Raw genomic sequence first — 18,830 nt, forward strand, 5'->3', positions numbered from 1 at the left:
CGGCGATGGCGAAGATTTTGCGTGACGCGACGGAAGGAGTCGGCAAGGTAGCCGCCGATACGGCGGGCCGGGCTGCCAAAGCCGCGACCGGGGCGGGATCATCCGCGAAGAAGGCGGGAGCCTCCGCCAAGAAGGCCGGATCTTCCGCCAAGAAGAACGCGCCGCCGCCCACGCCGACCGGCATTTTGCAGCAGTCGTTGCAGAACCTCACCGGAGCGCTGACCGAACGCGCGGTGACCGGACTCACGAACCAGGTGTCGAAGACCGCGGGCCGATTGAACGAGTACGCCGAGGGCGGCGGCGGGGGGAACCTGCTGGCGGCGCTGACCGGCGTGCAGAAGCTCGCCGGTGGCTCTTCGCCGTTGAGCACGGCCATGAGCATGGGCAAAACCAAGCTCGGTCACTCACTGCGCGAGCAGTTCGAGAACGTGAAGGAATCGCTCACCGGTGGCAAGGGCAAGGGCGGCAGCAAGAAGATCAAGCTGACGAACATCGTCGAGCACATCGACGTCGGCGTCCCGATCCACCTGGCCTACGACCAGTGGACCCAGTTCGCGGATTTCCCGAAGTACACCAAGAAGCTCGAGCAAGTGGAACAGGTCTCCGACGAGAAGCTCAGCTGGACCGGCAAAGTGTTCTGGTCGCGGCGTACCTGGGAATCCACGATTCTCGAGCAGGTGCCGTTCGAGCGGATCGTCTGGCGTTCCAAGGGGCACAAGGGCTACATCGACGGCGCGGTCACCTTCCACGAGATAACGCCGCAGTACACCCGCATCCTCGTGGTGCTGGAGTACCACCCCAAGGGAGTCTTCGAGAAGACCGCCAACATCTGGCGCGCGGCCGGCCGCCGCTGCCGCCTGGAACTGAAGCACTTCGAGCGGCACGTGATGACCGAGTCCGTACTGCATCCCGACGACATCGTCGGCTGGCACGGCGAAATCCACGACAGCAAGGTCGTCAAGGACGACGAGACCGCGCGCCGCGAGGAAGAGGAGAAGTCCGAAGAAGATCAGGGAGAAGAGGAGACGGAACGAGAGCCGGACGAGCAGGAGCCGGACGAGGAAGAACAAGAGACCGACGAACAAGAGACGGACGAGCGAGACGAGGACGAGCAAGACGAAGATCGGCGTCCTCGCCGTCGACCCGCCGCCCGCCGCCGCAGCGCGGCGCCTCGCCGGTCGCGTGAGAAGCGAGGAGCAAACGCATGACCATCGAACCCGCAGGCGGCGGCGGGGGTGGCGGAGCGGGCACGATGGCGCGCCCGAACTCCTCCAGCCTGGCCGACGTGATCGATACGATTTTGGACAAAGGCCTGGTCATCGACGCGTTCGCGCGCGTGTCGCTGGTCGGCATCGAGCTGGTGACCATCGACGCCCGCGTCGTGGTGGCCAGTGTGGACACCTATCTGCGTTTCGCCGAGGCCGTCAACCGGCTGGAGATCTCCACCCAGCCGAAGGGACTGACCGACCTCGTCGGCGAGGGCACCCAGGGCCTGGCGAAGCACAAGACGCAGGGCGCTCTCGAGGCGGCGGGCGAGAAGGTCATGGACTTCATCGGCGACGTGCAGGACAAGCGCCAGACGGCGAACAGGCCCAAACGTAAGGAGGGCTGATGACTACCGCTGCGACATCTGTCTACGTCTACGGCATCGTGCCCGCCGACGTGGAGCCCGAGCCGCACGCCAGCGGCGTCGGCGACCCACCGGGTGAGGTATCGGTGATACGGCACGGCGAGATCGCCGCGCTGGTCAGCATGCTCGAGTCGGATCGGCCGCTGGGCACGCCCGACGACCTCACCGCGCACGCCGAACTGCTGGACGGATCGGCCGCCGTCGCTCCGGTGCTGCCGCTGCGCTTCGGCGCGGTCATGACCGACACCGAGGCGGTGGAGAACGAACTACTCGGAGCGAACGAAGACGAATTCCGCTCCGCTCTGGAGCAGCTCGAGGGCCGGGCGCAGTTCGTGGTCCGAGGCCGTTACGTCGAGAACACCATCCTCCGGGAGCTGCTCGACGAGAACGCCGAGGCCGCCCGGCTGGCCGGGGAGATCCGTGACAAACCGGAGGACGCCACCCGTAACGAGCGAATCGCGCTCGGCGAGATGATCAATCAGGCCATCGAGTCCAAGCGGGCCGAGGACACGCGCAAAGTGGTCGCCGAGCTGGAGCAGTTCGAACCACTCGTCAACCAGCGCGACCCCACCCATGAGGAGGAGGCCGTCCACATCGCGGTTCTGGTCGAACTGGACCGGCAGAAAGACCTGGAGGAGACGCTGCGCCGGCTCGGCGAGGACTGGGACGGCCGAGTGGAGTTGAACCTGCTCGGTCCGATGGCGGCCTACGACTTCGTCATGAAGCGCGCACCCGAGGGGTAAGGCATGTTCGGTGTGCTCACATCAATCCTGACGTTGCCCGTCGCCCCGGTCCGCGGCGTGATCTGGCTGGGCGAACTGATCCAGGACCAGGTGGACCAGAAGATGCGAGATCCCGCCGTCATGCGGCGGGAACTCGAGGAGATCGATGCGGCCGCGGCAGCTGGTCAGCTGTCCGAGGAGGAACGCAAACAAGCGCAGCAGGCGGTCCTGGATCGCATGACCGGCCGTCGGGCGTGACCGCGGTCGACCGGAAGGAGTGATGCGCGTGGCCCGCAAGACAACTTCCGAGGACGTCGACCCGGCCGCCGACGAACCACCTCCCAGCACCCCGGCGCAGGCCGCCGCCATGGCGGTGGAAAACCTCGTCGAACTGACGTCGAAAGAGGTGCAGGGCGTCACCTCGATGGAACCGACGGAGGACGGCTGGCAGGTGGAGATCGAGGTGCTCGAGGACCGCCGGATCCCGTCGTCGGCGGACATCCTCGCGCTCTACGAGGTCGAGATCGATCTCGACGGGAACCTCCTGGCCTACCGCAGAACAAGGCGCTACGGGCGCGGCAGCACCGACATCGGAAGGGCTCGGTCATGACGGTGGTGCCCGGCGGATCGTCCGCACCGCAGCCGTACAGCGGACATTCGTCGACGAACCTCGCCGACATACTCGAGCGAGTGCTCGACAAGGGCCTGGTGATCGCTGGCGACATCCAGGTGAACCTGCTCGACATCGAGCTGCTCACGATCAAGCTGCGGCTGGTGATCGCGTCCTTGGAGACCGCCAAGTCGGTGGGCATCGATTGGTGGGAGACCGATCCGTGGCTCAACAGCAAGGCCCGCACGCTGGAGCGGCAGGATCACGATCTCGAACTCGAGAATCAGAAGCTCCGCGACCGGATCGCGGAACTGGAGAGCGCGAAGGAACAACCGCAACGCATCGAGCGTCGCCGCCAACCGAGGGAAGAGCGGTCGTGACGGAGGGCCTCGGGGTCTGGCTGTACGCGGTGACGCCCGGCTGCGGCGGCGAGGAGCTGGGCGAGCTGACCGGAGTCGCGGGCGAGCCGGTGCGAACGGTGGTCGTGGACGGGTTGACGGCGATCGTCGGCTCGGTGCCGCTCGAGGTGTTCGGGGAGCAGCCGCTGCGGGCGCATCTGGAGGACCTCGATTGGCTGGAAGGGACGGCCCGTGCGCACGACGCGGTCGTATCGACCCTGGTGCGACGAGGCCCGACCGTCCCGCTGCGGCTGGCCACCGTCTTCCTCGACGACAACCGGGTGCGCGACCTGCTGACCGAGCGGCGAGCGGATTTCGCCGCTGCGCTGGAGCTGGTGAGCGGCCGCACCGAGTGGGGCGTGAAGGCCTACGGCGACCGCGCCGCCCTGACCGCCGCCGTGGCCGAGTCCCGCACCGCGAGCGAAGGCAAGGGCGCGGGAGCCGCGTATCTGGCCCGGCGCCGGGCGCAACTGTCCGCGCAGGAAACCATCGAACGCGACGCGGCCCAGCGCGCCGAGGAGATCCACAGCCGCCTGCTCCAGCACGCGGCGGCGGGGCGACGTCAGGCGCTGACCGACCCGGCACTGAGTGGCCGTCGTGATTGGTTGGTGCTCAACGGGACCTACCTCGTGGACGACGACCGCACCGACGACTTCGCCACCATCGTCACAGCGCTCGGCGACCAATTCCCTGGCATCCGCCTCGAACTCACCGGCCCGTGGCCGCCGTATTCGTTCGCGGGCGTGGAACGAGAACCGGCATGAGCCGCGCCACACGCGAGGTCGACGACGAGCGCCGGGTCTCGTTGGTTGATCTGCTGGATCGGGTGCTGGCCGGCGGCGTGGTGATCTCCGGCGACATCAAGCTCGCCATCGCGGACGTCGACCTGGTCCAGATCTCGCTGCGGGCGCTGATCTCCTCGATCAGCACCCTCTCCGGACCGCTGCACGCGCTGGAGGCACCCGGCGATGACTGAATTCGGCGGCATCCCACCGCGTATCGACACCGACCCGGAATCCGTCGAGCGCGGCCTGGTCAGCCTCGTCCTCACTTTGGTCGAGCTCCTCCGCCAGCTCATGGAACGCCAAGCACTCCGCCGCGTAGACGCGGGTGACCTCACCGACACCCAGATAGAACGCATCGGCACCACCCTCATGCTCCTCGAGCAACGCATGGAAGAACTCCGCGACCACTTCGGCCTCACCCCCGAAGACCTCAACATCGACCTGGGCCCCCTCGGCACCCTCCTCCCCCGCGACCCACCCTGAACATCAAGATCAACGGCACATGAGCGCGAGGTCTTCTCGGCAAACGCCACAGCCATGTGCCGTTGATCTTGTCCGATGACACCGGAATGATGCCGCGCGACTTCTCGGGCCTATGGGTGGGTGAAGGTGCCGCCCATGACGCCAGCGGTGAAGGCGTCCCATTCGCCGGGCGTGAAGACCAACGCCGGGCCGGTCGGGTTCTTGGAGTCTCGGACGCCGACCATTCCGCCTGCCAGATGGGCGACCTCCACGCAATCCTGGCCGCCGCTGCTGTGGCTGCTTTTGAACCACTTCTCTCCGGATAGGTCAATGCCCACGTCCATACTCCTTTGCCAACTCACGCAACAGATCCCGGCTGGGTTGAACATCGAGCGCGGCTCGTTGGATCACCCCATATGCGTCACGGTACCGGTCTATATCACTGACCCGCTCCAGAAAGAGTCCTCCCGTGAAGCTTTCCACGTAGACGACGCTAGGTTCCTCAGGCTGACCCTTCTTGTCCACATCGAAGTCCAAGATCAGGAACGGGCCGGTAGACATTCCCACCGGCAACCCAGCCCGGAATGGCAACACCCGGATATCCACATTCGGAAGTGTGCTGAGATCCGCAAGGTGGCGCGATTGGGCAGACATCACCTTCGGTGAGCCGATCACCGTTCGCAGCACGGACTCGTGCAAGACTGCGTTGAACGTTGCCGGACGACGCCTCCGAGCAACCAGGCCCTGGCGCCGTAGACGAAGCTCGACGCGGCGGTCGATCTCCTCCGGGGAATCATTCGGGAAATACAAGATATCAAGAGCACGAGCGTAGTCCGCAGTTTCCAGCAGGCCAGGAACGACCGACGGTTGAAACTGGGTGAGTTCAACTGCCGAGGACTCCAGTCCCATGTACACATCGAACGCTGGTGTGATCAACGATCCATAGTCGTGCCACCACGACTTAACCGGTATCTGTTCGGCCAGCGACAGCAGGTCCGCAGTTCGCTCGTCGCCCAGCTGGTACTGCTCGCACAGCAGTCGGATGTCGTGCGTCCTGATCTTCTCCGTCTGCCCCTTCTCCAGCCGTTGCAGCGTGCTCTTGCCCCACTCCATGAGCTTCGCGGATTCGATCAACGTCATGCCGAGCGCTTCTCGCGCGTCACGCAGATGGCGGCCGAGTTGGCGACGCGGCAGCGTGCTGCCGGTCTCGTCCTCTGACAAGCCTTCCCTCCCGAGGTCGTCCGAGTTCCCTGTCCGGGAAATGGTGACACCATCGACGGGCAACTTGCTGGGAAATGAACTGTCTTTCTTGACTTCCCACACTCCTTTGCCCAGCACTGGGCGCATCTTGTCTGCTTGCCGCGCGTCTTGCAGAGAGTTCTTCCTCCCCGCCGAGGAGGGGCTCTCCCGACCTGGGCGCATGACCAGCAACAGATCTGAGGGGAGCGCAGATAGCGATGCAATCGTTCGGGGACACACCGCGATCCAGGTGCTACTACTACCGGCGCGAGTGCGATCTACCCGCTGTGATCGACCCGCCCGAGTTGGGGCGGATCATCCTGCGTGCCGGGTACGTGTGCGGGGTGACGATGCCCACGCGTTTGGGACAAGCAACGAAAGCCCATATGCAGAGCCGGGGTGAATTCCTCGGACCCGTTGTCGCACATCCATGTTCGGACCGCTGGACGTTCCTCGTCGGGGCGGACCTCCCGGACGACGACCGGCTGTTTGCGGAGTTGTTCCGGCTGGACGTGAGCGTGGCCCGGTCCGGAGCGACGATCGCACTCCCCTCGCCCACCGCCTCTTCCGGCGCGATCCGCCAGTGGATAGTGCCGCCGCGCGGACCATATCGGCCGTCGGGGCGCGTTGTGCTGGAGGCCATTCGAGCGTGGGCGGATCAGATGCCGAACCGCCAACGGGGATTCCGGGTGGTGTCCCGTGCCCGATGACGGTCTCGTGTGGCTCTTCCCTAACGACGCCAACGGCCGACCGCATTCACTGCGGACCCGATTCGCCCACGACAACCCACACTGGCCGGTATCCAGCCGCAAGAACGCACTTCGAGCCCTAGACCTGCATCGCGACTGCGACTACCTCACCTGCTCGACCTTCGTCACCGCCGTGATCGTGAGCCGTGACGACTTCCGCTACTTCCGCGACCGCGAACCGGAGCGGCCGTGACATCCCCACGGCCCGATGAACCCGACGTCCGCCTGTCGATATTCCTGCACGGCATGCGTTTCGACTTCGTCGCCTGCCTCACCGCCGCCCTGCTGTTCGTCCAGGAACACCAGACCCGCCGCTACACCGATGCGGTAACCGTAGCGATCACCGACACCAGCGGCCTACGCCGCCTACCGAACGAGCGCCTGTACCTAGAACCCTGAATCGACGGCGGCTCCTTCGATCACCAGTCGCACGCCCAACAGCTGAACGGTGCGCACCTGACAAGGCACAGGGAGCCGGGTACAAACCCCGCCGGTTCGCGACCGGGTTTCCACAGAAGCGCGGAGATTCGGGATTCACACCCCGGTCGGCCACCGCCGATAGCTCAAACCGTAGAGCCCCGCTTCGTGATTGTGTCCCGTGCTCCGGCCCCGGGCACTGTGCACCCTCGACGTGGACGTCCGGCCAGCTCGAGGCAGGATTGCGGTCAGCATGACGGACAACGACGGCTTCTTTCGCACCGGACGGCGGCGGCACATCGCGCGGCTGGCGCTGTTCGTCGTGTTCCTGTTCGGGATGTTCTATCTGGTCGCCGTCGCGGGAGTGATCGACGTCGAACGCGTGCGCGACGCGATCGCCACGACCGGACCCGCGGCCCCGTTCGCCTACCTGGTGGCGTCGGCGGTGCTCGGCGCGATCTTCGTGCCCGGCCCGATGCTGGCCGCCGGGAGCGGCCTGCTGTTCGGGCCGCTGGTCGGGACGTTCGTGACGCTGGGTTCGGCGGTGGGCACGGCGACCATCACCAGTTTCCTCGGGCGGCGGGCAGGCCGCGAAAGCGCGCGCGGGTTGCTCGGCGCGCAGCGTGCCGAGCGCATCGACGCCCAGATCGAGCGGCGCGGCTTGTGGGCCGTCGTCGGCCAGCGCTTCGTCCCTGGCATCTCGGATGCACTGGCGTCGTACGTATTCGGCGCGTTCGGAGTCCCGCTGTGGCAGATGGCCGTGGGCGCGTTCATCGGCTCGGCTCCACGGGCATTCGTCTACACCGCTCTCGGCGCATCGATCGGCGACCTGTCGGCCCCGCTCGCCTACACCGCCATCGCGGTCTGGTGCGCCACCGCGATCATCGGAACTTTCGCCGCGCACCGCGGATACCGCAGCTGGCGTAGCGGCGCGAACCGCGAGCCAGAAGCTGCGCCGGATCGCTGCGGGGACTAGGACAAGTAGATCTACCTGCGCCGACTGTGCGATCTAGATGTGGCCGTACTGGTCGAACCCGGCTCGGACACCGCGTTACGTCCATCACCGCCTGCCCCAATCGCTGACGCGAGACGGCAAGCGCCGCTTCCGGATACGCGACCCCGACGACTCGAAGCGCGTGCTACTGCGAAGCGGTCGACCTGGATATGGCTGCTGTGCGTATCGATCACGGCGGCAATCGGTTTCGCCGCCGCGTGGGCGGCCCACCGACTGCGCCAGGAACTGCTCGGGTTGGTCGTGACAGGACTGGTTCACCACCGTCGTTTTCGCCGAGATCGAACGACTCGACCTCACCGGCGCACCGAGTTACGTCCCGGCCATGAACGCCGCAGTGGAACGAATGCCGCAGTGGTGCCGGGCTGTCGTCTGCGGTGTTCCGCCGGCGGTCTATCTCGCGGTGGTGATCGCTGTCCTCGCCTGTTGGCTCCGGTCGCGCCGAGCCCGGAATACCGTCGGCACACAGCCGCCGATCCCGATCTCGAGCCACAACTAGGGCACGTTCGAGAATCCCCGATCGTCCCTGTGCTGGTGTTCGAGACCTCCGCGGCGCGGTACTTTTGGTCCGGTGAGCAACCGGGAGCCACTTGTCCGGGCATTGATCGACCAGGATCAAGCCGAACAGGGCTCCGGGGCCGATTCACCTGGCATTCACCTTCCTTCCAGTCGTTGTGTTGGTGTGCGTCTACTACGACTGGTGGCCGTCGCGCTACGGCTCCTTCGCCTGGGTTGATCCGCTGTTGTCCGGCGCTGCGGCCGTACTCGTGCTCCTCATCTGCGGTGCGGTATGGGCGGTCCGAACGCTGCATGTCGTAGGTAGGGACCGGACATGGTCATGGTGGATCGCGGGTGCCCCCGCGATGATTCTCACTGTTGCAGGCACAGTTGCGCTCCTGCCCCGCCCGTCGTTCGAAGACACCCGTCCGCAGTTCGAGCAGGTGGCCCTTGACCTACAGGCGAGTTCGGAATCTTCACGCTCCCATTTCGAAATCGGCCGGTTCGACATCAGCTATGTAAGGAAGGACCCGGACGGAACCGTCTACTTCATCGAGGGTGGCGGGCTCGGGCTCACGGTGAGCAGTGGGTGGGCATACTCACCTCATGGCACACCGGTTGGATTCGACGACTTCACCGCAACTCACCTCGCTGGCCCGTGGTATGAGTTCACTGCTGTGTGGCGTAGCTGACGCCGCCGCCTGCTCACCACTGGGAGCATCGAGCGTTCCAGACCAGCTGGTATGACACGCTGTCCGTCATGTCCACTCGGCCCATCACCTCGCCGAACCTCACCGGCCAGGGACGTATTGCCTCGATTCTGCGATTCACCACCGAACTGATTGCCTGGATCGCCACCCCATGGGCACTGGCCGATCACTCGGTCGCGCTCGCGGTCGCGACATTGGTCCTGCTCATCGGGCTGCCGACCCTCTTCGCCACCCCTGGCGACAAAAGACAGGTCCTCATCCCGGTCCCCGGCATAGTCACCATCGGTCTCGTCGTCCTCCAACTCGCCGCCGCCGTACTCGCGTCCTGGGCCATATGGCCGGCCTGGGCGGCCGTCGTCGTCACCACGTTGACGGCCGTCACGGCAATCACCGAACTGCCACGTTGGCGCTGGCTACTCGGGGCACCGGCCCGTGCCGCCGGTCGGTGACCCTAGGACCGACACCGGTCGAATTCCTGCATGATGCCGATACCGTTACGGTGACCGCGCCGCCGGATCGCCCGACCGCGACCGCCGACATCCGGACGCCATCGGGCTCGGCAACCACCGCCCATGCGACCGAACGGTCCTACGCGCAGGCCGGGGCGGGTGCGTCGACGAACAGCGGTTCGCCCGTGGGCGGGGCGTAGACGACGTCGAGGACGAGCGGCTCCGCGCCGAGGTTCCGGCCGATGTGCACGTTCCATTCACCCGCGGGCTCGTAGATGAACTCGCCGGTCCGGAAGACCGGAGCGTCGCAGTCGGGTCCGGGGTGGGTGAGCGTGCCCGAGCGGACGAAACCGAAGACCGGACCGAGATGGTAGTGCCAACCGGTGGAGCCGCCGGGGCCGATGGTGATCTCGCGAACGACCAGATCGGTGCCCGCGACGAACGGCACCAGCCCGGCGGGAATCTGCGCCTGGCCGAGGGTGACGGCGGTGATGTCGCTACCGGGCGTTGCCTCGGCGGGCGCCGCACTCACCAGCGCGCCGGCGAGCGCAACCGGCACTGCGGCGACGCGGAGAAAGAGCGTCATCCTGGCAGCTTAGCCACGGCGGCGGTATCGGAACACGCGTTCGCTCAATGCCGCCGCGGTGACGAGCACCCGCGCTCGGATCCTGGATTACCGTACGTACGTGGCCCGGACAGACGAAGATTCGACGGCGAAGATCCTCGACGCCGTCGTGTCGATGCTCGAATCGCACGGCTACGACGCGGTCCAACTGCGTGCGGTCGCCCGCAACGCGCACGTCTCGCTGGCCACGGTCTACAAGCGGTACCCCACCCGCGACGATCTGATGCTCGCCGCCGTCGAGCAATGGATGGCGACCAACACCTACGCCGCCCCTGCCCCGTCCGTCGAGGACGAGACGCTGGCCGACGGCCTGGTGCGGTTGATGCGTTACGTGTTCGAGCCGTGGGAACGGAATCCCCGGATGCTCGAGGCCTACTATCGCGCGCGGTCCGGCCCCGGCGGCCGACGACTCGACGCGCAAGGCTTCGACGCCGTGCTGCCCGCCGCGAGCGCCCTGCTGGCCGATGTCGATCCCGACTACACCGCCGACATCGCGCTCGTGCTGACCAACATGATCTACGCGCTGATCGGCCGTTTCGCGAACGCCGATCTCGATATCGCCGAGATCCTGCCCGCGATGGAGCGCACAGTCCGCAGGCTGACCGGCAACAACGAACCGCTGGCGGCCGCCGCCGGGTCCACGCGGCCGGGTGCGCCGGGGTTCCCGTGGAGCGCTTCGCTGGTCTTCCCGTTCTCCCCCGGCACTTCCACGGATACAGAACAGTCGTCGGACGCGACGGATCGGCCGTCGGCGTAGACGCGTCGGCCGCAACCCTGCCGAGAAGCACGGCCCGTTGGCCGTCGACCATCCGACTCGAAACCCAGGCGGGTCGCCGGTGAAATACGTTCGGGCATTACATATTTCACACATTTCCGACAAATGGAACAAACCCGAACGGCGAAACCGTCTGTTCACGAGGTATTCCCGCGTGCGGTGCGATGTCGAGTTGCTCCGTGCGCCGTGCCGGTACAGCATCTGCGGTATGCCGTCCACACCGCTGAATCCAGCAGGCGACATTCCGGACACCGGAATTCCCGGCCATCTCGCTGCCCACATGACCATGCCCGAGCAGCACGAATGGCACCGCGCCTACCTGCGCCGTCGCCCTGTGTCGCGGCGCAACGTGCTGCGCGGCGCCGCCGCGGCGGCAGCGGTGGCCGCCGTCGGCACGACGCCGTTCGGCAGGCGCGCCTACGCCGACGAGGCCCAGCTCGCGGTGGGTGGACGGCGCGTCGCCTTCGGGCCGGACGCGGCCAGCCAGTTGCGTTTCGCGGCGCAACTCTCGCGGCGTCCGGCGGGCGCCACGGTGTATCTCGACCACGGACCGACACCGGCGTTGGGCGCGACGGTCCAAGCCGAGGTGCGCAACCTGCTCACCCAGCTGCCCACCGCCGACGGCGGCGTGCTCGCGGCCGAACAGTTCTACGTCCACGCCCCGGTGGACGGCCTGCCCGGACGGGTGCCGCACTTCTATCGCTGGCGGACCTCCGACGGATTCGTCGGCGACATCCGCGCCGCCGCACCCGCGATGCCCAGCGCACGCCCCGCGGTCCTTCCGTTCCGGTTCACCATGATGGGCGATCAGGGCACCGACGAAACGCCCGCGCTGCCGGAGGGCGTCGCTCCCGGCGACTACGACGACAAGTACTACAAGGCCGACAACGATCCGGCCGCGCCGCACGCGAGCAACGTGCTGCGCCAGATCGCCGCCGCCCGGCCGGACTTCCACATCCTCGCAGGCGACATCGCCTACGCCGACCCGTCCGGCGCGGGCAAGCCGGGGCAGTTCGCGGCGCACGGAGCGCAGCAGGCGAGCGGTTTCGACAAGTACAACCCCTACGTCTGGGACGTCTACTTCAACGCCATCGAGCCCAGCGCCGCCCAGACACCGTGGATGTTCGCCACCGGCAACCACGACATGGAGGCGACCTACGGCGACCACGGCTACGGCGGGCATCTGGCGCGCCTGGACTTCCCCGGCAACGGTCCGGCGGGCTGCCCGTCGGCGTATACGTTCACCTACGGCAATGTCGCGGTGCTCTCGCTGGACGCCAACGACGTCTCCTACGAGATCCGGGCGAACAGCGGCTACTCCGGCGGGGCACAGACGAGTTGGGTGGAACGCACCCTGGCCGCCCACCGCGCCGACCCCGACATCGATTTCATCGTCTGCTTCTTCCACCACTGCGCGTATTCGACCACCGAATCGCACGCCAGCGACGGCGGTGTGCGTGACGCGTGGGTCGGGCTTTTCGACCGCTACCAGGTCGACCTGGTATTGCAGGGTCACAATCACGTCTACGAGCGCACCGATCCGCTGCGTGGTGGGCAGGCGACAAAGGTCGCGGGCGACAACTCGATCGTCTACCCGGAGACCGACGGCACCGTCTACTACACCGTGGGCGGCGGCGGACGCCCGCGCTACGAATTCCAGCCCGGGTCGCGGGAAACCTTCCGCGGCAGCGAGCTGGCCGACACCTCGGTGCCGAACAGTTACGTGTGGACCCCGGGCGGCGGTAAGCAGGACGAAGCCGCGCCGTGGTCGCGGGTCCGCTTCCGGAATTACTCGTTCCTGCGCGTCGACGTCCGGCCGGGCGTGTTCGCCAGCGAGATGGACGTGGTCGCGGTCGACGAGTACGGACGCGAATTCGACCGTGTGCTGTTCCGGCGGCAGGTCAGGGCCTGAGCGGAGCTACTTCTTCGTTTTGGGTGGGAGGGTCCGGGCGTAGGCGACGCCGCGCTCGACCCATTCCCGCAGTACTTCGTCGTCGTCGACGGCGGTGACCCGCAGCCAGCCGACCATTTCGCGCCCGCCCATGACCATTGGCTCCACCGTGTCACCGAGGAGCCGCTCGCCCTCGTCGGGATCGACCCGCACCAGCAGACCGCCCTGCCTGCTGGCGGCCACCGCCATATTGCCGCCGATCAAGAAGGCCAGGCCGCCGAACATCTTCCGCTCGGTGAGTTCGGGGCCGGGTGCGATCAGTTCCCGGATTCGCTCGGCCAGCTCCTCGTCGTATGCCATGACGGCATTGTTCACCTGGTGTACGACAAGTCGGGCGATCGACGACCGCGTGTCCTCCCCTGGTCGCCGTCCGGGGCGAATATCGCGTACACCGATGACGTGGCCTGCGTCGAAGGCGGCTGGTTGCGCTGAAACGCCTTGTACACCAGTTGATTTGACGCACTTCGCAAGTAGACGGCCGAGGTGCGTACGTACACTCCCGAGCCGCCTGGATGTCATTGGACGTTCAGGCGGATGTTTCCGTCCCTGTCTGTAATACAGGACGTGAGACGGGGGCGAGACGCCATTGACGTTCGCGTGCAACCCGTTTCGGAATTCGCAGTCGACTGCGCCCCCAGAGACGGGACGAAGGACTCTTTCGTGCACATCTGCCCCCAGGCGGTGCGATCACGCACTGTCCGCCTCAGTTCGACCGAGCGGCATTCGATCGGAGTCCCCCGCGAGTTTCCCACAGCCGTGACCGCGTTGCTCGCCGGTGCGCCGAACTGGTGGCCGGGTTCTCGGCCGGGCGTTTGGCGGCGGCGGGCGATCTGGACCACCCTCACTCTCTTCGCGCTCTTCGTGTTCCCGGGCTTCCTCGGTGCGCTGGCCGTCGCCCAAGACGCGGCGGGCAGCACTTCCGGAACCTCCGGCATCGACGGGCTCAGCTGGATGAACATCCACGACTCGTCGGGCATCCCGCTGTCGGACTACCGATTCGCGACCGGCGACGAGAGCCTGTTCAAGCCGCGCGCCACCATTCTGTGGGCCGTGCTGGGCTTGGAGTTCATCGGCTACATCGCCATCGTGACGACGGCGATCTGGTTGATCGGTTACGCGTTGAGCTTCCGGTGGCTGGACATGTTCAGTGCGGCGTTGCACGGCGTGGCCGACACGCTCACCGGTCAGATCGCGACCCCGATCATGCTGGTCACCGCGGCGACCATCGGCGCGGTCTGCGTGGCGTGGTTCATCGCGCGCGGCTACCACGCGAAGGCCACCATGCAGGTGGTGACGATGGTGGGCGTCGCGCTGCTGGGCCCGTTGTTCCTCGCCGAGCCTCTCGCGGATGTGCTGTCCTCGCACGGGTTGCTGGCCCAGGGCCGCGATCTCGGGATCTCGGTGGCCGCCGGTCTGAACGGGAACGCCGACCCGAATCCGACCCAGTTGGTGGCGACGATGCAGAGCGACCTGGCCGACAATTTCGCCCGGAAGCCGCTACAGGTGTGGAATTTCGGGCACACGGTGGACCAGCGGCCCGCCTGCCGATCGGCGTGGTCGTCGGGGGTGGCGGCGGGTGACGACTCCCGGGTGATCAGCGGCCTGAAGTCCTGTGGAGACAGCGCCGCGCGCGCGAAGGCCGAGAATCCCTCCATGGGGCAGGTCGCCACGGGTCTGATGCTGCTGGTCTGCGGCGGCATCCTGCTGGCCTTCGCGATGTACCTCGGCATGAAGGTCATCAAGGCCGCGCTGGACACGATCTATCACGGGTTCATGTCGATATTCGGCTTCGCGGCGGGCGGATTCGTATACGGCCCGACGCAGACGTTCCTGGTGCGCAATGTCGTCGACAGTTTCGTCGCGGCGGCACGAATGACGGCGTACACCATATTCCTCGGGGTCTACGTCTTGTTCATGGGCAATCTGTTCGCGCAGGCGCGCGGACAGGTCATGGCGGTGATCATCATCGCGGGCACCGTCGAGATCGTCGCAGTCCTCCAGCTCAAACGCCTCAGCAGCGGTTTCAGCCGGGGCAACGACTGGATCGCCAACCGATTCGCGCTCGCGATGCAGGGCAGCGGGAGCAAGTCCGGGAGCAGCGGCGGCACCGCCCTCGGCATGGGCGGCGGCGGCGGTGGGAAGTCCGCGCCCGGTATGGGATGGGTGACCCCACTCTCCACGCTCAACACCATCAACTCCTCGCCGGTGACGGCCTGGCTGGCGGGCGGGCGGGTCAATCCGTTCAATCCGCTCTCCAGCACCCGACGGACGATCGAACGCTCCACCAGAAGGATCCTGGCCAGCCGCGAAGCGGGGTACGTCGAGCATCAGCTGTCCCGCACCAACTGGCGTGGTGTGGCGGTCGACGCGGCCGAGCAGGTCGGCGGCATACACACCCAAATAGGCGTGTCGCGGGCCTTGAAAGTATTGCGCGACAACAAGGTTCCCGATTCGCGCATCCATGCTGTCCTGCTCTCCTCCGGCGCGAGCCACGAGCGGGTCACCAATGCGCTGACGGCATACTCCGTCCAGGAGTCGACGGCATCGCAGAACCCGTACAGCTTCGCGCCGTTGCAGAAGGCGATCGCGGCGGCGTGGGCGGTGGACAACCACGTCGACCACGAAGCGCACGATGCCTTCGCCGCCCAGGCGGTGATCGCCGCGGACAGCTTCGTCCGGCACAGCAACGCGCCCGCCCCCAACGCGAACATCGATCAGGCGTTCGTGCAGCGGGTCGAGCAGAATTGGCATTCGGACCGGGCGCTGCGCGCGGCGATCACCCCGGACGAGTGGGACGGCGCGGGCCGTGACACCCGTTGGGCGATCGGCCACCGAGTCGCGACCATGCACCAGGAAGCGGCCAGGGAGTACTACGCGAACCCGAACGACATCAACCGCGAAGCCCTCATGCGATCGGCCAGGCGCGTCGCCAACCTCGATCACCTGGATCCCGACGGTGGCCTCGACCCCTGGAATCCGTAGCGAGCCGGGCTGGACGATGGCCCGGTAGCGTGGCGGGATGCGCAGCGTCGAACCGCCCAGCCGCGTCATCTTCCTCAACGGAACGTCGAGCTCGGGTAAGACGACCTTGGCGCGAGCCATCCAGGACGAGAGCGACATCCCCTTCGTCTACTGGGGCATCGACACGTTGTTCCAGCTCATACCGCCGAACTGGGGCGGAGGACGTGACAGTCCGCTCAGCCGAGAGGGATTCTGGTACGACCGCGGCCGGGACGCGGACGGCAGCCCGATGGTGGTCATCCGCTACGGCGAGGTCGGGCGGCGGATGCTGCGTTCCGCCTGCGCCGCGGCCGCCGCCTTCGCCCACGGCGGGGACCACCTGGTGATCGACGAGATGTTGCTGAGCGCGGATCTACTGCCGATCTGGATGGCCGCGCTGGCCGGGCTGGACGTGCAGCTGGTGCGCGTCACCTGCCCGCTGGCCGTGGCGGAGCGGCGTGAACAGGCGCGCGGACGCGACGTCGAAAAAGGCTTGGCGCGCGGCCATTTCCACCTGGTGCACGAACACGGCGCCACTTACGACACGACCGTTGACACCAGCACGGGCACCCCCGCCGAACTGGCCAGAACTGTCCTGCGACGACAGCAGTTCGCGGGGAAGGCGACGTCTTCCTGACCGATGTCCGCGCGAGCGTCCGCCAGCGGGTGCTCACCTTTAGGCGAAGATCTCGACCTCACCGCGACGCCACGCTGTGCGGTCCGGATCACGCTCGAGCCGCGTGCACGACCTGCGCGAACACCTCGTCCGGGTCGGATGCCTTCAGGCCGAAGGTGTCGCGAATGGCCGAGTCGTCGACCGTGAAGGCCGCGTGCGACATGTGGTAGGTCTCGAACAACTCCGGCCAGAACGGGTCGGTGAGGCCGAGCAGCGTCAGTTCGCGATCGCTCATGACCGCCAGCCGCGGCTCGGGCGCCCCGGCCGCCGCGGCGAATCGTCCGGCCAGCTCCCGCGCGGTCGCGGTGATGCTCGGCGCATGCCACGGCCTGCCCCACGCGCGCTCGTCGCGGGCGACGGCGACCGCTGCCGCCGCCGCGTCGCCGACCGCGGTGTATGCGTGCGGCAGGTCGAGTTCCTGCGGCAGCAGCGCCAACTGCCCCGCCGAGATCTTCGGCTGTGCGAGGAGCGAGAACACCGAGATCGCGCCGGGACCGATGAATTGGGACGCCCTGACCTCGGTGACGCGCACTCGGCCCGCCCGGTGCGCCTCTTCCGCTTCCCGCCACATGCGGGCGCGAACCCGCCCTTTCGGCCCGGTGGCCGCCAGCGGTGCCTGCTCGGTGACCGGCCCGTCGGCGGGACCATAGCCGTACAGGTTGCCGAGCATCACGTAATTCGCACCGGACCGCTCGGCGGCGGAGCGAATGGACCCGAACAGCGGCGGGATGGTCTCCGGCCAGGTGTGATACGCGGGCATGGCCATGTTGAACAGGGTTTCGGCGCCTTCGGCAACAGCGGTCAGCGCGTCCGCGTCCGAGGCGTCGAGGGCGATTCGTTCGATGTTCGGGTGCTCGGGCCCCGCGCCGCTGCGGCTGACCATGCGTACCCGGTCGCCGGACCCGGCCAGTAGCGCCGCGGTGGCCGAAGCGGTGGCGCCACGTCCGACGATGACATGCGAATGCATGCGTATTCCTCTCTGCGACAAGTGTTTCCACACGACCTGCGGCATTCGGGGTGCCGTTCGCCGGTCGTGCGCTACTCAGCCTGCCGGTGCGGCGACGGGTAAGCTACTGGCTGGATTGCCAACTATCCCAAGGATCAGGCCATGCAGACTGTCGCCGTCGTCGCGGTTCCTCCGGTGAAAGCTTTCGACCTGGCCATGCCGGAAACGGTGCTGGGCGCGGCGATGGTCGACGGCGAGCCCGGCTACCGCATCGTGGTGTGCACCGCCGTGCCCGGCGTGCTGCCCGCAGGGCTGGGTGGATTCGACGTGGTCGTCTCCCGGGGCTTGGCGGCGATCGAGGAGGCGGACATCGTCATCGTGCCGAGCACCGGAAGCCGCGCCGACGCGGACGCCGCCACGCTGACCGCCCTGCGTCGCGCGGTGGCCGCGGGCAAGCGCGTCACCTCGATTTGCAGCGGCGCCTTCGTGCTGGCGCAGGCCGGCCTGCTGTCCGGCCGCACCGCCACCACCCACTGGGCTCTCGCCGACGAACTGGCGGCGAACCACCCGGACGTGTCGGTCCGCAGTGACGCGCTGTTCATCGAAGACGGCCCGATCACCACGGCCGCGGGCGCGGCGGCCGGAATCGACCTGTGCCTGCATCTGATTCGCGCCGACTACGGCGCGACCGTCGCGAACGCGGCCGCGCGCACGGCCGTCGTCACCCCGGTGCGGCCCGGCGGCCAAGCCCAGTTCGTGGACGCGCCCTTGCCCGCCGAGAACGGCGTGACGCTCGCCGACACCCGCGCCTGGGCGCTGCGACGGCTGGACCTACCGTTGTCGCTGGACGATCTGGCCGCCCACGCCCGCACCAGCGTGCGCACGCTCACCCGCCGCTTCCACGAGGAGACCGGCCTCAGCCCGCAGAAATGGCTGCTGCACCAGCGCCTGCAACGCGCCAGGGAGCTACTGGAATCCACGACGCTGCCGATGGACCAGGTGGCCAGGCACAGCGGCATCGGCTCGGCGGAGTCGCTGCGCCAGCACATGATCCGGCACGTCGGAGTGCCACCGAGCAGCTATCGGGCGTCGTTCACCCGGTCGCCGGCACATCCGGATTTCGCGGACAGGGCGGTCGGCGCCGGAAGACCGACCAGCCCATGAAGGAGCCGTCAC

At 67.3% G+C, this 18,830-nt stretch carries 24 protein-coding genes; 19 read left to right on the forward strand and 5 right to left on the reverse strand.

Annotated features, from left to right (window positions below; all coding sequences use genetic code 11):
* Positions 1–5 precede the first annotated feature (5 nt).
* The 9 genes from ACWESM_RS33900 to ACWESM_RS33940 are packed head-to-tail and all read left to right on the forward strand — an operon-like array spanning position 6 to position 4,628.
* A complete protein-coding gene (locus ACWESM_RS33900) occupies positions 6–1,208 on the forward strand; it encodes an SRPBCC family protein (RefSeq protein WP_355079744.1) in 1,203 nt (400 codons plus the stop codon).
* On the forward strand, positions 1,205–1,612 hold the full coding sequence (gvpJ, locus tag ACWESM_RS33905; protein WP_355079748.1) for a gas vesicle protein GvpJ: 408 nt from the start codon (positions 1,205–1,207) through the stop codon (positions 1,610–1,612). The genes ACWESM_RS33900 and gvpJ overlap by 4 nt, the downstream gene beginning before the upstream one ends.
* A complete protein-coding gene (locus tag ACWESM_RS33910; RefSeq protein WP_452495255.1) occupies positions 1,612–2,373 on the forward strand; it encodes a GvpL/GvpF family gas vesicle protein in 762 nt (253 codons plus the stop codon). Before gvpJ ends, ACWESM_RS33910 begins: the two co-directional genes overlap by 1 nt.
* A 3-nt stretch (positions 2,374–2,376) precedes the next feature.
* Positions 2,377–2,610, forward strand: coding sequence for a gas vesicle protein GvpG (locus ACWESM_RS33915; RefSeq protein WP_356960761.1), 234 nt, complete (start codon positions 2,377–2,379; stop codon positions 2,608–2,610).
* Positions 2,611–2,632: 22 nt separating this feature from the next.
* Complete coding sequence (gene gvpO / locus ACWESM_RS33920) at positions 2,633–2,962, forward strand: gas vesicle protein GvpO (protein WP_452495258.1); 330 nt, start codon at positions 2,633–2,635, stop codon at positions 2,960–2,962.
* Positions 2,959–3,342, forward strand: coding sequence for a gas vesicle protein (locus ACWESM_RS33925; RefSeq protein WP_356960757.1), 384 nt, complete (start codon positions 2,959–2,961; stop codon positions 3,340–3,342). Before gvpO ends, ACWESM_RS33925 begins: the two co-directional genes overlap by 4 nt.
* Positions 3,339–4,124 carry a GvpL/GvpF family gas vesicle protein gene (locus ACWESM_RS33930; protein WP_397276751.1) on the forward strand — a complete coding sequence of 262 codons (786 nt, stop codon included), beginning with the start codon at positions 3,339–3,341 and terminating at the stop codon, positions 4,122–4,124. The genes ACWESM_RS33925 and ACWESM_RS33930 overlap by 4 nt, the downstream gene beginning before the upstream one ends.
* Positions 4,121–4,336: a gas vesicle protein gene (locus ACWESM_RS33935; RefSeq protein WP_355079760.1), complete on the forward strand. Its 216-nt coding sequence runs from the start codon at positions 4,121–4,123 to the stop codon at positions 4,334–4,336. The genes ACWESM_RS33930 and ACWESM_RS33935 overlap by 4 nt, the downstream gene beginning before the upstream one ends.
* A complete protein-coding gene (locus tag ACWESM_RS33940) occupies positions 4,329–4,628 on the forward strand; it encodes a gas vesicle protein K (RefSeq protein ID WP_355079762.1) in 300 nt (99 codons plus the stop codon). Before ACWESM_RS33935 ends, ACWESM_RS33940 begins: the two co-directional genes overlap by 8 nt.
* 110 nt (positions 4,629–4,738) lie before the next feature.
* Here ACWESM_RS33940 and ACWESM_RS33945 read toward each other — a convergent pair whose 3' ends face one another.
* Together ACWESM_RS33945 and ACWESM_RS33950 are read right to left on the reverse strand one after the other, a co-directional pair.
* On the reverse strand, positions 4,739–4,945 hold the full coding sequence (locus tag ACWESM_RS33945) for a DUF397 domain-containing protein (protein WP_364437583.1): 207 nt from the start codon (positions 4,943–4,945) through the stop codon (positions 4,739–4,741).
* Positions 4,935–5,945, reverse strand: coding sequence for a helix-turn-helix domain-containing protein (locus tag ACWESM_RS33950; protein ID WP_364437586.1), 1,011 nt, complete (start codon positions 5,943–5,945; stop codon positions 4,935–4,937). The genes ACWESM_RS33945 and ACWESM_RS33950 overlap by 11 nt, the downstream gene beginning before the upstream one ends.
* A 600-nt stretch (positions 5,946–6,545) precedes the next feature.
* Between ACWESM_RS33950 and ACWESM_RS33955 the strand changes: the two genes are divergently transcribed.
* The 5 genes from ACWESM_RS33955 to ACWESM_RS33975 all read left to right on the forward strand — a co-directional run bounded on the left by ACWESM_RS33955 (position 6,546) and on the right by ACWESM_RS33975 (position 9,681).
* Positions 6,546–6,788 carry a hypothetical protein gene (locus ACWESM_RS33955; protein ID WP_364437589.1) on the forward strand — a complete coding sequence of 81 codons (243 nt, stop codon included), beginning with the start codon at positions 6,546–6,548 and terminating at the stop codon, positions 6,786–6,788.
* The gene (locus ACWESM_RS33960) at positions 6,785–6,994 is read left to right on the forward strand and encodes a hypothetical protein (protein WP_195046694.1); all 210 of its coding nucleotides are present in this window, start codon (positions 6,785–6,787) and stop codon (positions 6,992–6,994) included. Before ACWESM_RS33955 ends, ACWESM_RS33960 begins: the two co-directional genes overlap by 4 nt.
* 271 nt (positions 6,995–7,265) lie before the next feature.
* Positions 7,266–7,988, forward strand: coding sequence for a TVP38/TMEM64 family protein (locus ACWESM_RS33965; protein ID WP_452495260.1), 723 nt, complete (start codon positions 7,266–7,268; stop codon positions 7,986–7,988).
* A gap of 716 nt (positions 7,989–8,704) precedes the next feature.
* A complete protein-coding gene (locus ACWESM_RS33970; RefSeq protein WP_452495286.1) occupies positions 8,705–9,214 on the forward strand; it encodes a DUF1109 domain-containing protein in 510 nt (169 codons plus the stop codon).
* A gap of 68 nt (positions 9,215–9,282) precedes the next feature.
* The gene (locus tag ACWESM_RS33975; protein ID WP_452495261.1) at positions 9,283–9,681 is read left to right on the forward strand and encodes a hypothetical protein; all 399 of its coding nucleotides are present in this window, start codon (positions 9,283–9,285) and stop codon (positions 9,679–9,681) included.
* A 139-nt stretch (positions 9,682–9,820) separates the two neighbouring features.
* On the opposite strand, the gene ACWESM_RS33980 is transcribed toward ACWESM_RS33975, so the two are convergent.
* A complete protein-coding gene (locus ACWESM_RS33980; protein ID WP_355079778.1) occupies positions 9,821–10,267 on the reverse strand; it encodes a cupin domain-containing protein in 447 nt (148 codons plus the stop codon).
* 100 nt (positions 10,268–10,367) lie between these two features.
* Between ACWESM_RS33980 and ACWESM_RS33985 the strand changes: the two genes are divergently transcribed.
* Together ACWESM_RS33985 and ACWESM_RS33990 are read left to right on the forward strand one after the other, a co-directional pair.
* Complete coding sequence (locus ACWESM_RS33985; protein WP_355079780.1) at positions 10,368–11,063, forward strand: TetR family transcriptional regulator; 696 nt, start codon at positions 10,368–10,370, stop codon at positions 11,061–11,063.
* Positions 11,064–11,289: 226 nt separating this feature from the next.
* Positions 11,290–12,993, forward strand: coding sequence for a metallophosphoesterase (locus tag ACWESM_RS33990; protein WP_355079781.1), 1,704 nt, complete (start codon positions 11,290–11,292; stop codon positions 12,991–12,993).
* A 6-nt stretch (positions 12,994–12,999) separates the two neighbouring features.
* Here the strand turns inward: ACWESM_RS33990 and ACWESM_RS33995 are convergent, their stop codons facing one another.
* A complete protein-coding gene (locus ACWESM_RS33995) occupies positions 13,000–13,332 on the reverse strand; it encodes a TfoX/Sxy family protein (protein WP_355079783.1) in 333 nt (110 codons plus the stop codon).
* A 456-nt stretch (positions 13,333–13,788) separates the two neighbouring features.
* Between ACWESM_RS33995 and ACWESM_RS34000 the strand changes: the two genes are divergently transcribed.
* Positions 13,789–16,014, forward strand: coding sequence for a hypothetical protein (locus tag ACWESM_RS34000; protein ID WP_364437608.1), 2,226 nt, complete (start codon positions 13,789–13,791; stop codon positions 16,012–16,014).
* Between the two features lie 37 nt (positions 16,015–16,051).
* Complete coding sequence (locus ACWESM_RS34005) at positions 16,052–16,669, forward strand: chloramphenicol phosphotransferase CPT family protein (RefSeq protein ID WP_452495264.1); 618 nt, start codon at positions 16,052–16,054, stop codon at positions 16,667–16,669.
* An 88-nt stretch (positions 16,670–16,757) separates the two neighbouring features.
* Here the strand turns inward: ACWESM_RS34005 and ACWESM_RS34010 are convergent, their stop codons facing one another.
* On the reverse strand, positions 16,758–17,675 hold the full coding sequence (locus tag ACWESM_RS34010; protein WP_364437614.1) for an NAD-dependent epimerase/dehydratase family protein: 918 nt from the start codon (positions 17,673–17,675) through the stop codon (positions 16,758–16,760).
* 141 nt (positions 17,676–17,816) lie between these two features.
* Here ACWESM_RS34010 and ACWESM_RS34015 point away from each other — a divergent pair, with 141 nt between their 5' ends.
* Positions 17,817–18,818: a GlxA family transcriptional regulator gene (locus tag ACWESM_RS34015; protein ID WP_397276733.1), complete on the forward strand. Its 1,002-nt coding sequence runs from the start codon at positions 17,817–17,819 to the stop codon at positions 18,816–18,818.
* Positions 18,819–18,830 lie beyond the last annotated feature (12 nt).

This window comes from Nocardia sp. NPDC003999 (assembly GCF_053604885.1).

What these genes read in the sequence shown, in the direction of transcription:
- ACWESM_RS33940 (WP_355079762.1), top strand. Translation starts at nt 4,329, where the DNA reads ATGACTGAATTCGGCGGCATCCCACCGCGTATCGACACCGACCCGGAA.
- ACWESM_RS33990 (WP_355079781.1), top strand. Translation starts at nt 11,290, where the DNA reads ATGCCGTCCACACCGCTGAATCCAGCAGGCGACATTCCGGACACCGGA.
- ACWESM_RS34005 (WP_452495264.1), top strand. Translation starts at nt 16,052, where the DNA reads ATGCGCAGCGTCGAACCGCCCAGCCGCGTCATCTTCCTCAACGGAACG.
- ACWESM_RS34015 (WP_397276733.1), top strand. Translation starts at nt 17,817, where the DNA reads ATGCAGACTGTCGCCGTCGTCGCGGTTCCTCCGGTGAAAGCTTTCGAC.
- ACWESM_RS33915 (WP_356960761.1), top strand. Translation starts at nt 2,377, where the DNA reads ATGTTCGGTGTGCTCACATCAATCCTGACGTTGCCCGTCGCCCCGGTC.
- ACWESM_RS33975 (WP_452495261.1), top strand. Translation starts at nt 9,283, where the DNA reads ATGTCCACTCGGCCCATCACCTCGCCGAACCTCACCGGCCAGGGACGT.
- gvpO (WP_452495258.1), top strand. Translation starts at nt 2,633, where the DNA reads ATGCGCGTGGCCCGCAAGACAACTTCCGAGGACGTCGACCCGGCCGCC.
- ACWESM_RS33900 (WP_355079744.1), top strand. Translation starts at nt 6, where the DNA reads ATGGCGAAGATTTTGCGTGACGCGACGGAAGGAGTCGGCAAGGTAGCC.
- ACWESM_RS33965 (WP_452495260.1), top strand. Translation starts at nt 7,266, where the DNA reads ATGACGGACAACGACGGCTTCTTTCGCACCGGACGGCGGCGGCACATC.
- gvpJ (WP_355079748.1), top strand. Translation starts at nt 1,205, where the DNA reads ATGACCATCGAACCCGCAGGCGGCGGCGGGGGTGGCGGAGCGGGCACG.
- ACWESM_RS33935 (WP_355079760.1), top strand. Translation starts at nt 4,121, where the DNA reads ATGAGCCGCGCCACACGCGAGGTCGACGACGAGCGCCGGGTCTCGTTG.
- ACWESM_RS33910 (WP_452495255.1), top strand. Translation starts at nt 1,612, where the DNA reads ATGACTACCGCTGCGACATCTGTCTACGTCTACGGCATCGTGCCCGCC.
- ACWESM_RS33980 (WP_355079778.1), bottom strand. Translation starts at nt 10,267, where the DNA reads ATGACGCTCTTTCTCCGCGTCGCCGCAGTGCCGGTTGCGCTCGCCGGC.
- ACWESM_RS33995 (WP_355079783.1), bottom strand. Translation starts at nt 13,332, where the DNA reads ATGGCATACGACGAGGAGCTGGCCGAGCGAATCCGGGAACTGATCGCA.
- ACWESM_RS34010 (WP_364437614.1), bottom strand. Translation starts at nt 17,675, where the DNA reads ATGCATTCGCATGTCATCGTCGGACGTGGCGCCACCGCTTCGGCCACC.
- ACWESM_RS33925 (WP_356960757.1), top strand. Translation starts at nt 2,959, where the DNA reads ATGACGGTGGTGCCCGGCGGATCGTCCGCACCGCAGCCGTACAGCGGA.